Origin of the sequence: Pseudoclavibacter sp. VKM Ac-2867 (assembly GCF_015351275.1) — a bacterium.
Lineage (GTDB): Bacteria > Actinomycetota > Actinomycetes > Actinomycetales > Microbacteriaceae > Pseudoclavibacter.
Window position 1 is genome coordinate 468,564 of record NZ_JADKSL010000001.1, and the last position, 13,367, is coordinate 481,930.

15 protein-coding genes are annotated in these 13,367 nt (G+C 68.5%); 5 read left to right on the forward strand and 10 right to left on the reverse strand.

Going from position 1 to position 13,367, the window contains the following annotated elements; all coding sequences use genetic code 11:
- Positions 1-94: 94 nt before the first annotated feature.
- The gene (locus ITJ67_RS02050) at positions 95-673 is read left to right on the forward strand and encodes a TetR/AcrR family transcriptional regulator (RefSeq protein ID WP_194676580.1); all 579 of its coding nucleotides are present in this window, start codon (positions 95-97) and stop codon (positions 671-673) included.
- On the opposite strand, the gene ITJ67_RS02055 is transcribed toward ITJ67_RS02050, so the two are convergent.
- Entirely contained in the window at positions 670-1,464 is a 795-nt protein-coding gene (locus ITJ67_RS02055) for an alpha/beta hydrolase (protein WP_323741360.1), read from the reverse strand. The two genes, ITJ67_RS02050 and ITJ67_RS02055, sit on opposite strands and share 4 nt — an antisense overlap.
- 16 nt (positions 1,465-1,480) lie before the next feature.
- Complete coding sequence (locus ITJ67_RS02060; RefSeq protein WP_194676581.1) at positions 1,481-1,984, reverse strand: GNAT family N-acetyltransferase; 504 nt, start codon at positions 1,982-1,984, stop codon at positions 1,481-1,483.
- Positions 1,985-2,172: 188 nt separating this feature from the next.
- On the opposite strand from ITJ67_RS02060, the gene ITJ67_RS02065 reads away from it, so the two are divergent.
- Positions 2,173-2,376, forward strand: coding sequence for a hypothetical protein (locus ITJ67_RS02065; protein WP_194676582.1), 204 nt, complete (start codon positions 2,173-2,175; stop codon positions 2,374-2,376).
- A gap of 12 nt (positions 2,377-2,388) precedes the next feature.
- Here the strand turns inward: ITJ67_RS02065 and ITJ67_RS02070 are convergent, their stop codons facing one another.
- From ITJ67_RS02070 to ITJ67_RS02080, 3 genes are all read right to left on the reverse strand, one after another.
- A complete protein-coding gene (locus tag ITJ67_RS02070; protein WP_194676583.1) occupies positions 2,389-3,939 on the reverse strand; it encodes an HNH endonuclease signature motif containing protein in 1,551 nt (516 codons plus the stop codon).
- Between the two features lie 94 nt (positions 3,940-4,033).
- Positions 4,034-4,549 (reverse strand): hypothetical protein, encoded by a 516-nt coding sequence (locus ITJ67_RS02075; protein ID WP_160071244.1) that lies wholly within the window; start codon positions 4,547-4,549, stop codon positions 4,034-4,036.
- A gap of 41 nt (positions 4,550-4,590) precedes the next feature.
- Entirely contained in the window at positions 4,591-5,631 is a 1,041-nt protein-coding gene (locus ITJ67_RS02080) for a threonine aldolase family protein (protein ID WP_323741371.1), read from the reverse strand.
- A 68-nt stretch (positions 5,632-5,699) separates the two neighbouring features.
- Between ITJ67_RS02080 and ITJ67_RS02085 the strand changes: the two genes are divergently transcribed.
- On the forward strand, positions 5,700-6,728 hold the full coding sequence (locus ITJ67_RS02085; RefSeq protein ID WP_194676585.1) for a pirin family protein: 1,029 nt from the start codon (positions 5,700-5,702) through the stop codon (positions 6,726-6,728).
- Positions 6,729-6,747: 19 nt separating this feature from the next.
- On the opposite strand, the gene ITJ67_RS02090 is transcribed toward ITJ67_RS02085, so the two are convergent.
- The 4 genes from ITJ67_RS02090 to ITJ67_RS02105 form a co-directional block, all read right to left on the reverse strand.
- Positions 6,748-7,953, reverse strand: coding sequence for a mechanosensitive ion channel family protein (locus ITJ67_RS02090; protein ID WP_194676586.1), 1,206 nt, complete (start codon positions 7,951-7,953; stop codon positions 6,748-6,750).
- 123 nt (positions 7,954-8,076) lie between these two features.
- Positions 8,077-8,550, reverse strand: coding sequence for a SprT-like domain-containing protein (locus ITJ67_RS02095; protein WP_160071248.1), 474 nt, complete (start codon positions 8,548-8,550; stop codon positions 8,077-8,079).
- A 12-nt stretch (positions 8,551-8,562) separates the two neighbouring features.
- On the reverse strand, positions 8,563-9,135 hold the full coding sequence (locus tag ITJ67_RS02100) for a hypothetical protein (protein ID WP_104242710.1): 573 nt from the start codon (positions 9,133-9,135) through the stop codon (positions 8,563-8,565).
- Between the two features lie 86 nt (positions 9,136-9,221).
- Positions 9,222-10,118: a spermidine synthase gene (locus ITJ67_RS02105; RefSeq protein WP_194676587.1), complete on the reverse strand. Its 897-nt coding sequence runs from the start codon at positions 10,116-10,118 to the stop codon at positions 9,222-9,224.
- Positions 10,119-10,202: 84 nt separating this feature from the next.
- Between ITJ67_RS02105 and ITJ67_RS02110 the strand changes: the two genes are divergently transcribed.
- Positions 10,203-10,667 carry a Fur family transcriptional regulator gene (locus ITJ67_RS02110; protein WP_194676588.1) on the forward strand — a complete coding sequence of 155 codons (465 nt, stop codon included), beginning with the start codon at positions 10,203-10,205 and terminating at the stop codon, positions 10,665-10,667.
- 53 nt (positions 10,668-10,720) lie between these two features.
- Complete coding sequence (locus ITJ67_RS02115; protein WP_160071250.1) at positions 10,721-12,217, forward strand: catalase; 1,497 nt, start codon at positions 10,721-10,723, stop codon at positions 12,215-12,217.
- Positions 12,218-12,295: 78 nt separating this feature from the next.
- Here ITJ67_RS02115 and ITJ67_RS02120 read toward each other — a convergent pair whose 3' ends face one another.
- Positions 12,296-13,114: a hypothetical protein gene (locus ITJ67_RS02120; RefSeq protein WP_194676589.1), complete on the reverse strand. Its 819-nt coding sequence runs from the start codon at positions 13,112-13,114 to the stop codon at positions 12,296-12,298.
- Positions 13,115-13,367 lie beyond the last annotated feature (253 nt).

The window sequence follows — 13,367 nt, forward strand, 5'->3', positions numbered from 1 at the left end:
AGCATTCTGACCATACCGGCCGATTACTACATTCGTAGTGGATGCACTACGTCCGTAGTTTTCGTGTCGAGATCTCTGCGTCTAGAGTTCGGGGGTGCCCTCAACGCGTGAACGTTCGCTGACCGCCGCTCTCGAGCTCCTCGCATCTGGCGGCATGCGTGCGCTCACGCACGTGCGGGTCGACGTCGAGGCGGGGCTCCCGCGGGGGTCGACTTCGAACCATTTCAGGACCCGGCAGGCGCTCATCGAGGGTGTCATCGGTCGCTTGGAGCGCAGTGACTACGCCGAGTGGCTGCTGAGTTACGAGTGGGGCGAGCCGAGCGTGGACCGCTTCTGCGCGGCGATCGGCGCCGCCGTCGACGACATGACCGGCGCCGGGCGAGTGCAGGCGCTCGCCCGGTACGTCCTGGTCCTCGAGGGAACCCACAACGCGATGGTCGCCGAGGCGATCCGGGTGGGCCGTGATCGCCTACGGGGCTGGGCGGCGGGCGCTATCGCCGGTCTCGGCGTCGACGATGCCGAGGCCTGTGCGTCAGCGCTGTTCGCGTTCATCGACGGGGCCGTCCTGCACCGGCTCTCCCTGCCACAGGAGGACCTCCCTGACGTGTCCGTCGACGTGCAGTCGACCGTGCGACGGATACTCACTCAGCGTGACGCCGTGCCTTCCGCCTAGGGCTGAAGTTCTGCCGCCCATGCTGAGGTCGCCGCGGCGATCTGCTGGCGCCCGTCCTCGTCGGAAATCGTCGCTGTTCCGTCGCCGGACTGCGGGCCGTAGTTGCCGAACATCGCGTGGTTCGCGCCCTCGATCTCCAGGGTCTCGGCGTCGGCGGGGAGCAGGCCGCGTGCATCCGCTGCCTTCTGCGGGGTGCTGAGCCCGTCGGCGCTTCCTGTGATGCTGAGCACGTCGAGCGACTCGTCGGCGGCGAGGTCGTTGGCGCAGTAGCTGCCGAACAGCAGCAGGCCGGCGACGTCCGGCGACTCGGCGAGCTGGCAGGCGCGGACTCCGCCGAGGGAGTGCCCTCCCACGGACCAGGTGGTGACCTCGGGGGCCACGGCCGCGTAGTCGTCGAGCGTGCGGGTGTCGAAGAAGGCGAGGTTGAGGAGCGGCTGAGGGACGACGACGGTCATGTTGTCGTCGGTGACGAGGCTCGAGAGCTTCGCGGCGTAGGCCGACGGCTCGACCTTGGCTCCGGGGATGAACACGAGTCCGGTGTCGCTTGGCTCCTCGCTCGGGCTCAGCACGAGGGTGCCGTCGACCTCGGTGACCGAGATGGCTGGGTCATTGGTGACGGATGCGAGGGGTTCTGGTTCGGCTGCCATGACCCCGACGTTCGCCCAGATCAGGAATGCCGCGATGGCGACGACGAAGACCGCGGCGATGACGGAGAACGTCCAGATCAGCGCGCGGCGCAGCCGGCTGCGTCTGCGTCGTGGTGGCTGCTGGTTCGGGGGAGTTGCTGGCACCCGCAGAGGATATCGCTCAGCTGTGGGAGGGACGCTCGATGAGGGTGGTGCGGCCGACGGGTTTCTCGAACGCGAAGATGGGGAGGTCGAATTCCGGGATGCGTCGTTCGCCACCTTCGAAGCCCGACGCTCGGTAGAGGGCGACTGCTTCGGGCTGCCGGGAGCCGGTGGTGAGGAAGATGCGGGTGTAGCCCAGGTCGCCGGCTGCTGCGTCGAGTTCTCGCAGGACCTGTTGGGCGAGTCCGCGGCGGCGGTGCGTGTCGCGTGTCCACATGCGCTTGACCTCTGCGGTGGTGGAGTCGTACCGGCGGATGGCGCCGGCGGCAACGAGGACGTCACCCTCGAGGATGCCGATGAAGGCGCCGTCGGGGGACGTGAAGTCGGTGACGGGGTACGCGGTGATGTCGTCTTTGTAGAACTCCCGGTACCTGGTCCGGTACTCCGCGTCGAGGATGTCGAGCACTTCCGACACCTCGGCGGAGGTGATGTCAAGGTGGCGGACGGTGAGCGCGTTTGTCATGCGCACATGTTGCTCCGCCTCCGGGCGTCTCGCTCTTCGTTCGGCCCCCAGGTGACGCCGTGTTTCGCCCCGCGAAGCGCGGTGTCGTCTCGTGTGTCCGTCTTGCGCAGGCTGCTGTTCCTCCGGACCGGGGATTCCTACGCTGACGGGACGACCTATCCAACCGGTGCCGCACGAGAGGGCAGATCATGAGCATCACGCTCCGCATGACGCACGGCCGCTTGACCGACAACCGCACGACGGACGGACGCACGAATGACGGGCATGCGGCCGGCGCTCCGTCGTTCTTCGTTCGTGTGCAACGGGTGCTCTCGCGGGTCTTCCTCTCGGAGCGCGCAGGGGTTGGCGAGCAGAGGCTTCTGCTGCGCGGCGTCGGTATCGAAGAGGTCTAGCTCGACGAGGCCTCAGAACGGCGGAGGGTCGGTGCCCGCGTCGCGTTCTCGCTGGGCGCTGCTGCCCCGCTCGGCGTCCGATCCTGTGCCTGTGCCTGTGCCTGTGTCTGGTCCTGCGTCTGTCTCTGTCTCTGACCCTGACCCTGACCCTGACCCAGACCCAGACCCAGACCTTGCATCCGCCTCACTCGTTGCATTCGGCGGGCTGGTGCTTCCGGCGTCCGCCGACGGCGCGAAGCGAACGCCTTGCCTGTCGGGTCTGTCTGTCAAGACTTTTCCGCTTGGTGTCGTCCACTGAAGGACTCCGCCTTCGAGTTGCAGAACTGACCACGGTGTTGCGTGCCTCATGACGTGGTGGAACACGCAGAGGTGCTCCAAGTTGTTCGTGCAGGTTGCGCCGCCGTGCTGCCACTCATGGGTGTGGTCGATGTGGCATCCGCGCGCTGGGAGTCGGCAACCCGGGAACCGGCAGTGCACGTCGCGCGCCGCCAGGAACCGCCGCATCGCCGCTGTTGGCTTGTAGGTGTCGACGGCCTGGACGGTGCCCGTGATCGGGTGGGTGAGAATTCTCGTGAACATGGGGGCGTTGGCCGCGAGACGCTTGGCTTCGTCGAGCGGTACCGGTACGAGGCCATCGAGGAGAGCCGGAGGGTGGCCGGGGTCGCGTTCGTCGGCGAGCAGTGTGGTCGTGGGGATGACCAGGTGCACCTTCGCCTGGACCCCGGATGCTAGGGGTGCGGAGGTCGGTTCGCTCGTGAGGAGCTGGTCGCAGATGAGGTCAGCGCTGACCTCGCCGAGGGTGCGCTCGTCGGCAGCGCCGTGCGGCACCTCTCCCGTTGCTTGAGCCTTCTGCGCCCGTGATCGAGCTCGTAGGACAAGCGTCGCCTGCTTTCGGACTCTGTCCCGGACGGCGGTGAGGAGAAGGAGTGAGCCGCCGACCTGGAGCACTCCGTGTCCGTCACCGGAGTCGGTCACGCACACGAAGCCCTTCATGCGTGTCACCTTGCGCCGCTGGGCGAGCGGGACTCGCGTGAGTTCCTCTGCAATGCGTGAGGTCAGCCGCTTCAGCGCCGCGTCCGTGAGGATCTGGGTGCTCACCTCTCGGAGAGCGAGGTCGAAATACTGGGCACGCAGCGCAGTCTGCTCGGCTTCGACCTCGTGGGTGACGAGGAGCCCTGAGCTGACGATGGCATCGAGGTGGCGACCGGAGATGCGCCCGTCGGCCACGGCGTCCACTGCGGCCGGAAATTCACGCACGGCGTTCCACGAACCGGCGAGCTGCCTCATGACGAAGCCGTGCTTCGCCTGCACCTCGATCGAGATCTCTGCCGAGATCGACCGTACGTGCATGCCCATCTCGGGATGCCCTTCGGCGAGGTCGAGGAGGTAGCCGAAGTTGTACGCACGAGCTTCGAGCAGGATCTGCTCGGCGTCGACCGCACGCTTGGCGGATTCGATGCGGGAGGTCTCGGACAGGATGGCGGCGCGTTCAGCGGCGACGGAGGCCGGGTCGTTGACATCGAAATGCCACCGCTCCTCGAACTTCGCCGCCGCTTGGTACATGGTTCGATCGTAGCATCACTCGAATGTAGATTCGAGGAATTGTGAATAACTTGCGAGACGCAGTCGCTGCGATCGACGCGTCCTCAGGTCTGCCTCAGGGCAGCTGCCTCGCGACGAAGCCGAGCGCGGCGGCCGTGTCGACGATCTCGGTGACGGATTCGCGCGGTACGACCACCAGCGGGTGGGCATCGCTGTCCTCCTCGAGGAACACGAGTGCGAGCCCCGCGGGCGCGAGGAGCGCATCAGCTGCGGCGGCTGCCGTCGGCACGTCGCCGTCCACGTCGCCGACCTCGTCGGTGTCGAGGCCGAGGCGGACGATCCGCGGCACTCCGGCGAGGGCGTCTGCGAGTTCCATGCCCGTGTCCTCGGCGTGGAGGTAGGCCAGCGCTCCACAGTCGTCGAGCGCGTCGATGAGCGCGCCCCACGCTTCATCTGCGCCGTCGTCCTCCTCGACGCCACTCTCGTCGCGGTCCTCGCCGGACTGGTCCTTGCCCATGTCCTCGTCCTCGTCCAGAGACTCACCCTCGAGGGCCTGCTGGACGCTCGGCCAGATCTCGGGGTCGTCGTCGATGAGCGTGCAGAGGCGTTCCCAGGCGGTGTAGTCAGTCACGGCCCCGAGGGTACCCGCCCACACGGAGCCACGCGGCTGGCCTACGCTCCCGCGACTGCCGCGATGAGGGCATCCACGTCGTGCTCGGTGGTGTCCCAGGAGCAGAGGAAGCGGACCAGGCCGCGAGACGCGTCCCAGGTGTGGAACGCGTAGCTCTCGCTGACGCGCTCGGCGACCTCGCCGGGGAGGACGGCGAAGACGCCGTTCGCCTGGCGGGGGAGTGGCACTGAGCAGCCGTGGACGCCCTCGATGCCGGTGGCGAGGCGCGCGGCCATGGCGTTGGCGTGTTCCGCGTTCTCGCGCCACAGCTCGTCGCCGAACAGTGCGAGGAGCTGGGCGGAGATGAAGCGCATCTTCGATGACAGCTGCAGGTCGATCTTGCGGGCCTCCTCGGAGCCATAGACGGCTTCCGGGTTGACGACGACAACCGCTTCGGCGGCCAGCGCGCCGTTCTTGGTGCCGCCCAGGCTGATGACGTCGGCCCCGGCCGCGCTGGAGACCTCGGCCAGCGTGCAGCCGAAGTAAGCGGCGGCGTTCGAGAGACGGGCGCCGTCGACGTGAAGCCACATGCCGCTCGCGTGGGCGACGTCGGCGAGTGCCCGGACCTCATCTGGCGAGTAGGCGGTGCCGACCTCGGTCGCCTGGCTGATGCTCACGGCGAGGGGCGTGGCCCGGTGCACGTCGCGGCGTACGGCAGCGGCCCGCTCGATGTCTGCCGGAACGAGCTTGCCGTCCACCGTCTCGACGGTGAGGAGCTTCACCCCGCCGACGCGCTCCGGGGCGGCGTTCTCGTCGGTGTTGATGTGCGCGGACGCCGGGCACACGACGCCGCCCCAGCGCGGCACCATCGACTGCAGCGCGACGACGTTGGCACCGGAGCCGTTGAAGACCGGCAAGCCGATCGCCTCTGGGCCGAAGAGGTCCCTGCACAGTGCCTGGAACGCTGCCGAGTAGGGGTCGCCCCCGTAGGCGCCGACATGCCCGCCATTGGCGGTGACGAGCGCATCCAGTACCTGCGGGTGAGCGCCCGCGGCGTTGTCGCTGGTGAAGGTGCGGAGGTGGGGGTCGTGCAGCTGCGTGATCACCGATCCATTCTTCCGCACGCGCCACATCGATGAGAACTCATGGGTTCGCGTCTACGCTCTGAGCTATGAGCAATGCGGAGGCCAACCCCATCGAGGCACAGCTGCAGGCCGCCTACGAGACCGGGCAGGTGGTTGCCGGCATCGAGCTGCTCCTGCCGCGTGAGGTGCCGCTGGGAGGCCCGCGCTCACTGCCTGTCCTGCGATCGGTGCCCAACAAGTTCCGCCACTTCATCGGCGCCTGGTGCTTCATCGACCACTACGGCCCCGTGGATGTGCCGTCGGGTGCTGGCATGGATGTGCCCCCGCATCCGCACACCGGACTGCAGACCGTCAGCTGGCTGTTCTCCGGCGAGGTCGTGCACCGGGATTCCATCGGCAGTCTCCACGAGGTCGAGCCCGGTGGCGTCAACGTCATGACCGCCGGACGCGGCATCGCTCACTCGGAGGTGTCTGCTGATCGCCCGGATCGGGCCCGCGTGCTGCATGGCGTGCAGCTCTGGGTCGCCCTGCCGGCAGCGCAGCGGGACATCGCGCCCGCCTTCATCGGCCTGGACCGGTGCCCATCGCTGCGACTTTCCTCACCGACGACGGCAGGGGCCCCCGTGGAGGCGACCGTCTTCATGGGTGAGTTCGCGGGTCTCCGCTCGCAGGCCCCCAGCTTCTCGCCGCTCGTCGGCGTCGAGCTCGCCTTCTCGGGCTGCGCGGAGGCCCAGCTCGACCTCGAGCGCAGCTACGAGCACGGCATCCTCGCGTGCTCGCCCGGCATCACCGTCGACGATGTCGAGCTTCCCGTCGGGGCCGTCGGCTACCTGCCCACCGGCACCGACCTCGCGATCGTGGGCGCGCGTGACGGCGGGCGGGCCCTGCTGCTCGGTGGCGCGCCGTTCGAGGAGAAGATCGTCATGTTCTGGAACTTCGTCGGCTCCTCCCACGACGACGTCGCGGCAGCTCGCGACGAGTGGCAGCGGGGCAGGACGAGCCCCGCCACTGATGACCGCTTCGGCCGCGTCGACAGCCACGACGGCAGGACGCTCGCCGCTCCGGCACTCCCGAACGTCCGGCTCAGTCCGCGCGGACGAACCCGCGAGGACTGAGCCGTCCCGGAGCGGCCCGCTATCGCTCGCGGTCCTCGGGGTCGATGATGGGGATGGCGTTCGTGAACACCGATGCCCGCTCCTGCGCCTGGACGCTGCCGGTGAAGAGCCCCGACCCGCTGGCGCTGTCGTCGTCGCTCCTGGTGTCCTCCGCCTGCGAGGCGCGCGATGCGGCGTCGCCCGGGCCCGCCGACTCGGTGATGAGCACACGCTGCACGGGCAGCGCCGACGGCATGGTGCGCTGCATCCACGTCACCATGGCCTCGCGTACGAAGCAGCGCAGGTCGAAGAGGGTGGGCGCATCCACCGCGGTGACGAGGATGCGGATACGGACGAGCCCACCGGTCGCCTCGGTCACCTGGAGGACCTGCGCCCGCCCATCCCAGAGGTCGGTCTGCGTGAGCACCTCGGCGAGGCGCTCGCGCATGAGCGCCGGGGAGACGCGCCAGTCGACGTCGAGCTCCACGGAGCCGAGGAGCTCGCTGCCCTGCCTGGTCCAGTTCTGGAAGGGCTGGGTCGTGAAGTAGGTGCACGGCAGCACGAGGCGGCGGTCGTCCCACAGGTCGACGACGACATAGCTCAGCGTGATCTCGCCGATGCGCCCCCACTCGTCCTCGACCACGACGACGTCGTCCACGCGCAGCGCCTCGCTGAACACGAGCTGGAGGCCCGCGAAGATGTTCGCGAGGACCGACTGGGCGGCGAGGCCCGCGACCACGGAGGCGATGCCAGCGGACGCGAGGAGGCTGGCCCCAACGGTCCGCACCGCAGGGAACGTGAGGAGGATCGCCCCCAGCGCGATGACGATGATCACCGCGACGGCGAGCCGCCGGAGGATGAGGGTCTGCGTGCGGATGCGCCGAGCCACGCGGTTGTCCGCCACGTCGATGCGGTTGCGGCCCAGTGTGATGTCCGTGGAGAAGGCGACGAGTCCCGCCATGAGCCAGGCGCCGGCGGCGATGATGAAGATCGTGAGCGCGTGGTAGATGAGGTCGCGCCAGGACCCGTCACCGTCGGAAGGGAAGGCGACGGCGACTGCGGCCCAGAGCGCGATGATGAGCACGACGACCCGGAACGGACGCCGCGTGTGTCGCACGAGCGGCTCCGGCCAGCGAAGTCGCTTCGCGACGAGGCGGATGATGAGCGCGACGAGCGCGGTGAGAGCGACGGCCGCGACGACGGCGACGGCAATCCAGAGGGCGAAGTTCCACCAGGGATCGAGCACGTTCCTCCTCGGGGAGTGGAGGGCCCCTCCGTGCGGGAATGGAGGGCTGGGGAAGCAACGCTAGTGAGCGAGCCTCCGTGCTGCCTGGCCTGCCCGCCAGCGCGCGCATCTCGCCAGCGGGGTTCAACCCCGCCGCTCGGCCTCCGAGCGCTCCCGCCACTGGATGAGGTACCGCCGGTCGAAGGAAGGTGCGCACCGGAGGCAGGAGACGAGCCTGCCGCGCGTCGGGCGGCGGAACCTCAGAACCTCGTGCCCGTTCGGGCAGACGCCGACCCACTTCGCGAACTCGGTCGCCACCTCGCCGTCGTGCGTGCGACCGCCGACGTAGCCGAGCTCGTCGGCGATGCGCTTCCATTCGGGGCCGTGTCCCGCCTTGTGCCCGGCGACCGCGTGAGCCACCTCGTGCAGCAGCGTCTGGTGCACGGTGTCGTCGTCGTAGCGGGCCGAGAGGTAGCGCGAGACGGTGATGCGCTTGTCTCGGAAGTTGCAGGCACCCGCGCGCTTCTTCGCGTGATCGAAGCCGAAGCTCCAGCTCTCGTCGAGGTGCATGCGGATGAGCGCTTCCGCCCAGACTCGCACCTTGGCCAGGTCGGCCACGGACCCTGCCTCCTAGGAGTCGATCGAGGTGATCGGCTCGCTCAGCTCCGAGGAGGGCTCCTCGTCGCCCTCGAGGATCGCGCGGGTGACGCGGATCGCGAACTTCGAGGACTGCAGCTGGTCGGCTGCGACGCCCCTGGCGAGGCGCAGCTCGTGCGCGCGCTCGAAGTCGACGAGCGCGTCGGTGTACTCGCGCTGCTCGAAGCGCACCTTGCCGCGATGCTGCAGGGCGAAGGCCGCGAGCTCGTCCCACTCGTGGGTGAGTGCCTCGTCGACGCAGTTGTTCAGGTCCTGCAGCGCGACGTCGTGCTTGCCCTGGAACTGCTGGACCTGCGCCTTGCGGATGCGAGCGGCGAGGGCATCCTCGCGGGCGCCCGTGAACCGCGACTGGCGGTACGCGGTCTGCGCGGTGTCGAACGCCTCGTCGAGCCGGCCGAGCATGCGCAGCAGCGCGACCTTCTCGTTGAGTGCGGAGAGGGATCGAAGCACGGCGATCTCCGCCAGGCGAGCCTCCGCGGCGTCGATGTCGATGCGCTCGCGGAGGGTCTCCGGGTCGTAGCCGAGGATGATGGGAGCGTCTGACACCCCAGCAGGTTAGCCGCAGCCGCGACGGAATGGGCGCATCCCTCGCCGCGTTGTGGAGAGCCTGTCGGTCGGCCTTCTGCTCGCGACTACCAGCCGCCCTGCCTGCGCTCGCGGAAGACGCTCTTCCCGGGCAGTGGCGACGCCGTCGCGGAGGCGTCGCGCGCTGCCTCCGTGCCGCGCACGAACTCGCGAACCGCCTTCCCGCGCACGACGACGGCTGGCGGGAAGCCCGACGCGACGCGCCTCTCGAGGCCAGGCAGCGAGAGCGCTTCCGGCGAGCGGGAGGCGACCGCGGCGATGTTCCCGAAGCGGCGCCCCTTCAGCATGGCCGGGTCGCCGACGAGCGCGACCTCGCCGAACACCTCGATCAGGGTCGCGACCTCGGCCCGCGCGAAGGCGAGATCGTGGCCGTCGGCGATGTTGACGAGCACGATGCCGTCCGGGCGCAGGAACGGCTCGAGCTCGGCGAAGAACTCGACGCTTGTGACATGCGCCGGCGTCTGGGCGCCGGAGAAGATGTCGACGACGATCGCGTCGACCGAGCCGAGGAGCCCTCGGGGGAGTCTGCCGAGCTGTTCTCGGGCATCTCCGTAGCGGATGCGGATGCTCGCGCCGGCGGGGAGCGGAACGACCTCGCGCACGAAGTCGACGAGGGATCTCTCGAGCTCGACGACCTGCTGCCTCGAGCGCGGCCGCGTGGCGTCGACGTAGCGCGGGATCGTGAGTGCTCCAGCGCCGAGGTGGAGGGCGGTGATCGCCTCCGCCTCGGGGAACGCGAGGTCGAGGACGTAGCCCATGTGCCGGATGTAGCCGAAGGAGAGCTCTCTGGGGTCGAGCGGGTTGACCGCGGACTGCGGGGTGCCGTCGACGATGAGGGTCCACTCTTCTCCGTCACGCGAGAACCGGGCCTGAGCTCCGGAGTCGAGCGTCACGCTCGTCGCGGGACTTGCACTGCTTGGGGTCTTGCTGCTGGCTGGCGACACCTGGCAAGTCAAGCAGAGACACGCGGATTTCGAGCAAGGGTGACCTTGTTTGGAATCATTCAAAAGAACGGCCACGATGGTCCCATGGCCACCAGCAGCGAGCACGCGAGCAGAGAGCGACGAGACTCCGCGTTCTGGCAGTCCTCGCTGCGCCGGGCCGGTCTTCGCGTCACCCGTCAGCGGGTCGCGGTGCTCGAGCTGCTCGACGCCAGCCCGCACTCGTCTGCGGAGCGAATCTTCGCCGCGGCGACCCCTCAGCGCGCCGAGCTCGGCTCGCTGACCCTGCAGGCCGTCTACGGAATCCTCGACGACCTCGGCCGCACCGGCCTCGTGCGCCGGTTCGATGCGCCGCGCACCGCGGCCCGGTTCGAGACCCGTATCGGCGACAACCACCATCACGCCGTCTGCGACGAATGCGGCCGCATCGAGGACATCGACTGCGCCGTCGGCGAGGCGCCGTGCCTCGTTCCAGCTTCGCCCAGCGGCTTCGCGGTGCACACGGCGGAAGTCGTGTATCGGGGTGTCTGCGCCGACTGCGCGACGCCCTGACCCCAGATCCCCTTCCCAGTCCACAGCCCAGATGAATCCGACAAGGAGCGTTTATGACTGAGTACATCGACCCGACAGTCCCATCGACCGAGACCAACGGCTCGCCCACCGAGAGCGACCGCAACTCCCTCAGCGCCGGGGCAGACGGCCCCCTGATGCTCCACGACGTGCGCCTCGTCGAGACGCTCGCGAGCTTCAACCGCGAGCGCACGCCGGAGCGCAACCCGCACGCCAAGGGTGCCGGCGCGTTCGGCACGTTCACGGCGACGGAAGACGTGTCGCAGTACACACGTGCCGCCGTCTTCCAGCAGGGTGCCGAGAGCGAGACGCTCCTCCGCTTCTCGACCGTCGCCGGCGAGCAGGGCTCCCCTGACACGTGGCGAGACGTGCGTGGCTTCTCGCTTCGCTTCTACACGAGCGAGGGCAACCTCGACATCGTCGGCAACAACACGCCGGTCTTCTTCCTCCGCGACCCGATGAAGTTCCCGCACTTCATCCGCTCGCAGAAGCGCCTCCCAGACTCCGGACTGCGCGACAACAGCATGCAGTGGGACTTCTGGACCCTCAACCCGGAGACCGCCCACCAGGTGACCTACCTCATGGGCGATCGTGGACTCCCGCAGTCGTGGCGGCACATGAACGGCTACGGCTCGCACACCTACGCGTGGATCAACGCTGCAGGTGAGCGCTTCTGGGTGAAGTACCACTTCATCTCCGAGCAGGGCGTCGAGGTGCTGTCGAACGATGAAGCTGAGAAGCTCGCTGGCTCGGACGCCGAGTTCCACCGCCGTGACCTCTTCGACGCGATCGGCCGCAAGGACTTCCCACGCTGGAAGCTGAGCGTTCAGGTCATGCCCTTCGAGGAGGCGAAGACCTACCGCATCAACCCCTTCGACCTCACGAAGGTATGGCCGCACGCCGACTACCCGCTCATCCCCGTCGGAACGCTCGAGCTGAACCGCAACCCCGAGAACTTCTTCGCGCAGATCGAGCAGGCCGCGTTCTCCCCGTCGAACCAGGTGCCGGGAACCGGCATCTCGCCCGACAAGATGCTCCTCGGTCGCGTCTTCGCGTACCCGGACGCACAGCGCGCGCGCATCGGCACCAACTACCAGCAGCTCGACGTGAACCGGCCGAAGAACTCCACGAACTCGTACACGTTCGACGGCAACATGACGGTTTCGCACTCCGGTGCGGCTCCCGTCTACGCGCCGAACTCGTTCGGTCGCCCCTACGCGGACCAGACGGGCCCGGTCGAGAACTCCTGGGAGACCGACGGCGATCTCGTGCGCAGCGCCTACACGCTCCGCCAGGACGACGACGACTTCTCGCAGGCCGGCACGCTCATTCGCGAGGTCTACTCGCCGGAGCAGCGTGACCGCCTCGTTGAGACCGTGGCAGGAGCCCTCGAGACGGTTGTCGAGCCCGTTCGCTCGAACGCCTTCCAGTACTGGACGAACATCGACGCCGAGACGGGTGCGCGCATCCGCGCCGCCGTCGAGGCGAACGCCGTGGACACCGACCCGGCACCCGTCGGCGTCGGCCACTAGTCGCTGACCGGCACAGACAGGCGTGCCCCCTCGAGAGAGCTTCTCGAGGGGGCACGCCTTTCGTCGTGGAGACGAGGGTCAGGATGCTCGCCAGTATCCGCAGTTGCGGGACTCGAAGGTGCCGTCGGTCGCGGCGATCGTGACGACGATCTCGGTCTGCACCTTGTCGTAGGAGGACTCGATCCAGTCGCCCTTGTCGTCGTAGCGGAACCAGCGGCAGTTGTCGCTGGGCGACTCCGGCTTGTAGGTGCCCGGCTTGATCTCCTCGCCAACCTGCCAGACCCCGTCGTTGAAACGAGTGCCGTCGTTGCCTGCGGTGACGTTGGCATCGTAGGTGTTGAGCGACGTCCTGGCGGCGTCGGCGTCGGGGTGCTCAGGGCAGAGGATGAGGGCGGATTCGAGCTGCGAGGCCTGCTCGTCGGTGGAGATGCCCGGTGAGATCGCGAAGTAGAAGCCAGGGGTGGCGCACAGCGCGTACACGTCGGCGAGGCGCACGTCGTCTGGGGCGGCCTCCTTGTCGTCGTCCGTGGCCGCCTGGCCGAGGGCATCGAGGGCCTTCTGCTCGGTCTCCGAGAACGTGGTGCCGCCGTTCGACTTGCCGGTGCAGCGCGTGACATCGTCTCCGAGCGCCCAGATCTCGGTGAGGTCGGAGGGGGCCTCCGCGAAGTTGCGGGTGTCGGCCATGCGACACGAGTAGGTGACGGCGAAGGCGCCGGTGTCGCCCGTTCCCGCGGGTTCCGTTTCCGTCGGCGCTGTCGTCGTGGTCCCGCTGGTGGCGCTCGAGGTCGTCTCGACCTCCGGAGCCTCGTTGCCGGACATCTGGTCGACGAGCGCGCATCCGGAGAGCAGGAACAGGGCGGTGAACGCGAGCGCCGACGAGCGCATGAGCTTCTTCACGGGGGTCTCCTTCGATGCGGGGCTTGGCGTGTCCGAGCTCAGCTGGGGCGCTTCCTCGCGACCCGACGGAGTCGATCTGCTGGAAGACACGCTAACGGAACAGGGGCATCCGGCGTGCATGCGGGGGAGCACTGCCCGGATGCACGGCCGGTGCTGGCACGTGCGCGTGCCCGGCGATGAGCGTGGCGGGAAGCGTGGCAAGAGCATTGGGGGCAGCGGCACGAATGCCCCTGCCCCCAGTGCGTCGATTGCT

Excerpts from the sequence above, each read along its gene's own strand:
- ITJ67_RS02060 (WP_194676581.1), bottom strand. The coding sequence starts at position 1,984 with ATGACAAACGCGCTCACCGTCCGCCACCTTGACATCACCTCCGCCGAG.
- ITJ67_RS02065 (WP_194676582.1), top strand. The coding sequence starts at position 2,173 with ATGAGCATCACGCTCCGCATGACGCACGGCCGCTTGACCGACAACCGC.
- ITJ67_RS02070 (WP_194676583.1), bottom strand. The coding sequence starts at position 3,939 with ATGTACCAAGCGGCGGCGAAGTTCGAGGAGCGGTGGCATTTCGATGTC.
- ITJ67_RS02085 (WP_194676585.1), top strand. The coding sequence starts at position 5,700 with ATGAGCAATGCGGAGGCCAACCCCATCGAGGCACAGCTGCAGGCCGCC.
- ITJ67_RS02110 (WP_194676588.1), top strand. The coding sequence starts at position 10,203 with ATGGCCACCAGCAGCGAGCACGCGAGCAGAGAGCGACGAGACTCCGCG.
- ITJ67_RS02115 (WP_160071250.1), top strand. The coding sequence starts at position 10,721 with ATGACTGAGTACATCGACCCGACAGTCCCATCGACCGAGACCAACGGC.